Annotated in this window: 7 protein-coding genes; all 7 read right to left on the bottom strand. The window is 60.5% G+C overall.

Features of this window, described 5'->3' with window-relative positions:
• Window position 1: 1 nt before the first annotated feature.
• Window positions 2-835, bottom strand: coding sequence for a PTS system mannose/fructose/sorbose family transporter subunit IID (locus ABHU32_RS09770; RefSeq protein WP_346979791.1), 834 nt, complete (start codon window positions 833-835; stop codon window positions 2-4).
• Window positions 816-1,589, bottom strand: coding sequence for a PTS mannose/fructose/sorbose/N-acetylgalactosamine transporter subunit IIC (locus tag ABHU32_RS09765; RefSeq protein ID WP_346979794.1), 774 nt, complete (start codon window positions 1,587-1,589; stop codon window positions 816-818). Before ABHU32_RS09765 ends, ABHU32_RS09770 begins: the two co-directional genes overlap by 20 nt.
• A gap of 225 nt (window positions 1,590-1,814) precedes the next feature.
• A complete protein-coding gene (locus ABHU32_RS09760; RefSeq protein WP_346979792.1) occupies window positions 1,815-2,705 on the bottom strand; it encodes a DMT family transporter in 891 nt (296 codons plus the stop codon).
• 88 nt (window positions 2,706-2,793) lie between these two features.
• Window positions 2,794-3,627 carry a PTS system mannose/fructose/sorbose family transporter subunit IID gene (locus ABHU32_RS09755; protein WP_346979791.1) on the bottom strand — a complete coding sequence of 278 codons (834 nt, stop codon included), beginning with the start codon at window positions 3,625-3,627 and terminating at the stop codon, window positions 2,794-2,796.
• Window positions 3,608-4,381, bottom strand: coding sequence for a PTS mannose/fructose/sorbose/N-acetylgalactosamine transporter subunit IIC (locus ABHU32_RS09750; RefSeq protein ID WP_271739668.1), 774 nt, complete (start codon window positions 4,379-4,381; stop codon window positions 3,608-3,610). Before ABHU32_RS09750 ends, ABHU32_RS09755 begins: the two co-directional genes overlap by 20 nt.
• A 58-nt stretch (window positions 4,382-4,439) precedes the next feature.
• Entirely contained in the window at window positions 4,440-4,922 is a 483-nt protein-coding gene (locus ABHU32_RS09745) for a PTS sugar transporter subunit IIB (RefSeq protein ID WP_099432286.1), read from the bottom strand.
• 57 nt (window positions 4,923-4,979) lie between these two features.
• Entirely contained in the window at window positions 4,980-5,399 is a 420-nt protein-coding gene (locus tag ABHU32_RS09740; protein WP_148346728.1) for a PTS sugar transporter subunit IIA, read from the bottom strand.
• Window positions 5,400-5,595: the final 196 nt, after the last annotated feature.

Genomic DNA, 5,595 nt, shown 5'->3' with positions numbered 1-5,595 from the left:
CTTACGCCAGCACGCCGAAGAACGCGCCGATGATGCCCACGACCATGGTGGCCACGATCAGCACCATGGGGTTGATCTTCTTGGACAGCAGCCAGTAGTACAGCCAGAAGGCGATCATGCCGAGCATGCCGGGCATGATGCCGTCCAGGATGTCCTGGAGGGTCTGGGCGTCGTCGCCCGAGCCGATGGCCACCGGGATGCTGGCCCAGAACATGTCCTTGCACATGGCGCCCACGACCATGACGCCCACGATTCCCACGCAGGTCATGATCTTCTGCATGAGGCCGGTCCTCTGGGCCTCGTCCAGGAAGCCCACGCCCAGCTCGTAGCCCTTGACGGCGCCCCAGACGCGCAGCGCGAAGCCGGGGACGTTGTAGATGAGCAGGAAGGCGATGGGGCCGAAGGGGTTGCCGGCCTGGCACAGGCTGATGCCCACCGCGGCGGCGACCACGCGCAGCGTCGACAGGAAGATGGAGTCGCCGATGCCGGACAGCGGGCCCATGAGGGCGGCCTTGACGTCGTTGACGCTCTCGGGCTCGATCTCGCCGCGGGCGACCTTCTCCTCCATGGCCATCGCGATGCCGCCGACGAACGGGGCGAACTGAACGGTGATGTTGAAGAACGCGCAGTGGCGGTGCAGGGCCGCGGCGTAGTCGTCGGGGCGGCCGGCGTAGATCTTCTTGAGCATGTTGGCGACCATCAGGCAGAAGGCGATGTTCATCTGCTTGTAGTAGGTCCAGGAGAACTCCATGCCCAGGGCGCCGACGTTGACGGCGCTCTTGACGAGGTCGGAGCGCGTGATCTTGTTCTCGGGACTAGAAGTCATCGTCCTCATCCCCTTCCGCGGAGAGCTGGGGCTGGGCTCCGCCCAGGCCGAGCAGGTCGAACTTGTCGATGCCGATGATGATGGCGATCAGGGCGACGCCCAGGACGGGCACGTTGGCGTAGGAGCACAGCAGGAAGCCCAGGAAGTAGAAGGGCACGAGCTGCTTGGTGAGCACCAGGCGGCCGAGCATGGCGAAGCCCATGGCAGGCAGGATGTTGGCGGCAACGCCGCAACCATCAATGATGAAGGACGGGACGAAGTCGAGCAGGCCCTGGATGGCGTCAGACCCCAAGTAGAATGCGCCGCCGCACAGCAAGAAGTACTCGAGGCAGCCCCAAAGTCCAAGTCCCCAATGGACGGCGTAAATACCTTTGAGATTTCCCTTGAGGGCGAACTTGTCTGCCATATCGACAAACACGGGGAACAAGGCACTGGTAATGTTGTCGAACGTCAGCGAAAGGACGGCGATGGGCATGGCAAGCGCGATGGCTGTCTCGGTACCCTGACCGAGCTGTATGGCAAACGCGCAGGCGAGTACGCCGCCGATGGTTTCGTTAGGCGGCACGTAGGCGCCGATGGAAACCGAACCCATGAACAGCAGCTCCAAGCTGGCGCCAACGGCAAGGCCAGTCTGCAGGTCCCCCAGCACCAGGCCCACGAGCGGGCACAGGACGATGGGGCGGAACGCGTAAAGGGTGCCGAGCTGGTAGTCGAGGCATCCAAACGCTCCGACTAAGCCGACGAGGATTGCTTGGACAAGCATAATTCCTCCCAATAAGGAATCTCGAACCGTCGTCACTCCCGTCGCGCGCGTTGTTGATATCAATTCCGGGAGTTCGATTACACGGCTCGAAGCGCACCTGGTGTGCTGCTAACACCTATGCCAGGCACAAATGATTTGATACCAATTATAGGTATGCAGGTTCTTACTATTTAATACCACTCGCTCAGCGGGGTGTTTTTTACCGTAAACGGCAGACGTATCCCGTCAGGTGCGCTCTTTGTTTCGATGGCGGACAAGCGCCACCAGAAAGCCATCGCCAAAGGCATCGTATGCCAAGTTGCCTACAATCACCAAAACGATAATCGCCGCGCCCAAAAACTCGTTCCAGCGAAAGACCTCGCCAAAGAGGAGCGCCGACCAGCAGGGAGCGAGCACGACCTCGCTCATGCAAACCAAGTTGGCCGCAAACGCGTTGGTGCGCGCGATCCCCTTGGCATACAGCACGCTCGCAAGGCCACTGCAAAAAAGGCCATGCACCAGCATGAGTCCCCACTCAAATGGTCTCACGGAGTCTAGGGCGCCGGCAAAATAGACAATCGGCAGCATCGAGATACCGCAGGAGATGAGCGAGGACACCATAGGCGACGCATCGGGGCGAGAGTTCAAAAAGAAACACAGCCCAAAGGTGGCGCCCGAAATGACGGCAAGCAGGTTGCCGAGCATGCCCTCGGCACTCAAATCGCCTAAAAAGAAAAGTCCCATACCCGTAAAAGCAACCACCACGGAGGCAATCTTCACAGGCGAGGGCAACGTGCGAGTTGCGAGCGATTGATACACGATAACAAAAATCATCGAGGTGTACTGCAGAACGATCGCGTTGCCGACCGTCGTGAGCTGGTTGGCAAAGTTAAACGTGGTGCCCGTCACGAAGTTGCAGACGGCCACAAGGACAATAAGACGGCTGACGCGGAGGACGGGCCTACCGACGAGCAGGATAAAGAGCGCCATAAATATTGCCGTAACGGCACCGATCAAAAGAGCTGACTGCGAATTGGCGCGAACGAGGATGCCGATAAAACTCCACAAGAGCGCCGTGCCAAATAGATACATCGCCCCGCTCACGCCATTATCGGGTGGATTGTCAGATCGAATCACGAAGCACCTCCAGCTAGCTTTCGGTAATAAAAAACGGCGACCGCAATGGGTCGCCGTTTCCCTTGGGGGCAGAATAGAACGCAGGAACCTACGCCAGCACGCCGAAGAACGCGCCGATGATGCCCACGACCATGGTGGCCACGATCAGCACCATGGGGTTGATCTTCTTGGACAGCAGCCAGTAGTACAGCCAGAAGGCGATCATGCCGAGCATGCCGGGCATGATGCCGTCCAGGATGTCCTGGAGGGTCTGGGCGTCGTCGCCCGAACCGATGGCCACCGGGATGCTGGCCCAGAACATGTCCTTGCACATGGCGCCCACGACCATGACGCCCACGATGCCCACGCAGGTCATGATCTTCTGCATGAGGCCGGTCCTCTGGGCCTCGTCCAGGAAGCCAACGCCCAGCTCGTAGCCCTTGACGGCGCCCCAGACGCGCAGCGCGAAGCCGGGGACGTTGTAGATGAGCAGGAAGGCGATGGGGCCGAAGGGGTTGCCGGCCTGGCACAGGCTGATGCCCACCGCGGCGGCGACCACGCGCAGCGTCGACAGGAAGATGGAGTCGCCGATGCCGGACAGCGGGCCCATGAGGGCGGCCTTGACGTCGTTGACGCTCTCGGGCTCGATCTCGCCGCGGGCGACCTTCTCCTCCATGGCCATCGCGATGCCGCCGACGAACGGGGCGAACTGAACGGTGATGTTGAAGAACGCGCAGTGGCGGTGCAGGGCCGCGGCGTAGTCGTCGGGGCGGCCGGCGTAGATCTTCTTGAGCATGTTGGCGACCATCAGGCAGAAGGCGATGTTCATCTGCTTGTAGTAGGTCCAGGAGAACTCCATGCCCAGGGCGCCGACGTTGACGGCGCTCTTGACGAGGTCGGAGCGCGTGATCTTGTTCTCGGGACTAGAAGTCATCGTCCTCATCCCCTTCCGCGGAGAGCTGGGGCTGGGCTCCGCCCAGGCCGAGCAGGTCGAACTTGTCGATGCCGATGATGATGGCGATCAGGGCGACGCCCAGGACGGGCACGTTGGCGTAGGAGCACAGCAGGAAGCCCAGGAAGTAGAAGGGCACGAGCTGCTTGGTGAGCACCAGGCGGCCGAGCATGGCGAAGCCCATGGCAGGCAGGAAGTTGGCGGCAACGCCAAAGCCAGCAAGGACAAAGGGCGGGATGAAGTCGAGCAGGCCCTGGATGGCGTCAGCACCCAGATAGAACGACAACGAGCACAGCAGGAACGCCATGATGATACCGGTCAAACCGATCAGGAAGTGCATCGCATAGACACCCTTAAGGTTGCCCTGGCCGGAGTAGACATCAGCGCGGTCGACCAGGATCGGCAGGGCGGCGTTAAGGATGTTCTTGATGGCAAGGCACAGCGTGGCGATGGGCATGGCAAGCGCGATGGCTGCCTCGGTGCTCTGGCCCAGCTGGATAGCGAAGGCGCAGGCGAGCACGCCGCCGATCGTCTCATCAGGCGGCACGTAGGCGCCGATGGAGATCGAGCCCATGAACAGCAGCTCCAGACTCGCACCGATCGCGAGGCCGGACTGCAGGTCCCCCAGCACCAGGCCCACGAGCGGGCACAGGACGATGGGGCGGAACGCGTAGAGCGTACCGAGCTGGCAGTCGAACTTACCAAATGCGGCGATAAGTCCGATGAGGATTGCTTGGGTAAGCATACATCCCCCTTTCCATATAGGACACTACGAAGAGCTCAGACTCTTCGAAATTGAACGCCTAGAGCACGCTGGCGCAGTCGACCTTGGGGTCATCGGCCAGGGGTCGAATCTCGACCTCAACGCCACGATCCAGCATCTCGCGCACATCGGCTTCCTCGGCCGCGGTCAGGAAGATCTGACGAGAGACCTGACGAGCGTCGGGACGCTTCTCGTCCTTGGGCTTGGTGTTGCCCAGGTTGACCGACTTGATCTGCGGGCAGCCCTCAACAAGCTGCTTTGCCTCAGCGATAGTGGCGACGCAGATGATCATCTTGTACTTGTCGGTCACGCCCGAGTTGATAGCTTCGATTGCATGCTCCATATCTTTGATGACGAGCTTGCAGCCGGCAGGCTTGCCCATCTTGAGCGTCGTCTTCCACACCGGGTCGTTAGCGACCTTATCGCCCACGCAGAAGATGCAGTTGGAGCCAAGGCCCTGAACCCAGGAAACTGCGACCTGGCCATGAAGCAGGCGATGGTCAACGCGAAGTAGCTGAATCATAATGTGACCCCCCAAAGGTCTTGTGCCGTCATACGGCGTGTCAGTAGGTGCTGCGGATTAGAACTCTTCCTCCTCCTCGTCATCGACCAAAAGATCGTTGACAAACTTCACGCGCGTATCGTCCGCAGCGACGATGGCGCGAATCGTCTCCTCAACCGGCGCCGACTCGTCAGAGAACAGCAGCTGGATGAGCAGAGGAAGGTTCATGTTGGTAACGAGGTACGTGCGGGGACGCGTCTGGACGATCTTGGTGAACTCGTTGTTAACGCTACCGCCAAAGAGGTCGGTGCAGACAACGACATCATCGTCGGCAGACATGCCTGCCAGCAGTTTTTGGGCCTCCTCGGCCACGTCCATGCGGCCATCGACGAACATCGAAAGATCGTGGACGTTGTCGCGAGCGCCCGAGAGCAGCTCGACGCTCTCCTTGATGCCGGTGGCGAAGTGCGCATGGCTGGCGATGATGTACTGCCTCATTCTGTGTTCCTCTCAATAGCCCGGCACGTTCCCGCACCCGTTTTCTTTAGTAGTCGAACTGGTGATAGTAGCGACGATACTTGAGGTTGTGCTTGGTGACCGTCTCGTAGTAGCGAGCCAGGCGGTCGGTCACGAGCACCGTCAGAATCCACGGGGAGACGATGACGCGGAACTCGTCGTCAAGGCCGGGGATCGC

This window comes from Collinsella aerofaciens (assembly GCF_039758965.1).
In the GTDB taxonomy this organism is placed as follows: domain Bacteria; phylum Actinomycetota; class Coriobacteriia; order Coriobacteriales; family Coriobacteriaceae; genus Collinsella; species Collinsella aerofaciens_BR.
This window is presented reverse-complemented; position numbering and strand designations above follow the sequence as displayed.

Coding starts and splice junctions, on each gene's coding strand:
- ABHU32_RS09755 (WP_346979791.1), bottom strand. CDS start 3,627: ATGAGGACGATGACTTCTAGTCCCGAGAACAAGATCACGCGCTCCGAC.
- ABHU32_RS09745 (WP_099432286.1), bottom strand. CDS start 4,922: ATGATTCAGCTACTTCGCGTTGACCATCGCCTGCTTCATGGCCAGGTC.
- ABHU32_RS09740 (WP_148346728.1), bottom strand. CDS start 5,399: ATGAGGCAGTACATCATCGCCAGCCATGCGCACTTCGCCACCGGCATC.
- ABHU32_RS09770 (WP_346979791.1), bottom strand. CDS start 835: ATGAGGACGATGACTTCTAGTCCCGAGAACAAGATCACGCGCTCCGAC.
- ABHU32_RS09750 (WP_271739668.1), bottom strand. CDS start 4,381: ATGCTTACCCAAGCAATCCTCATCGGACTTATCGCCGCATTTGGTAAG.
- ABHU32_RS09765 (WP_346979794.1), bottom strand. CDS start 1,589: ATGCTTGTCCAAGCAATCCTCGTCGGCTTAGTCGGAGCGTTTGGATGC.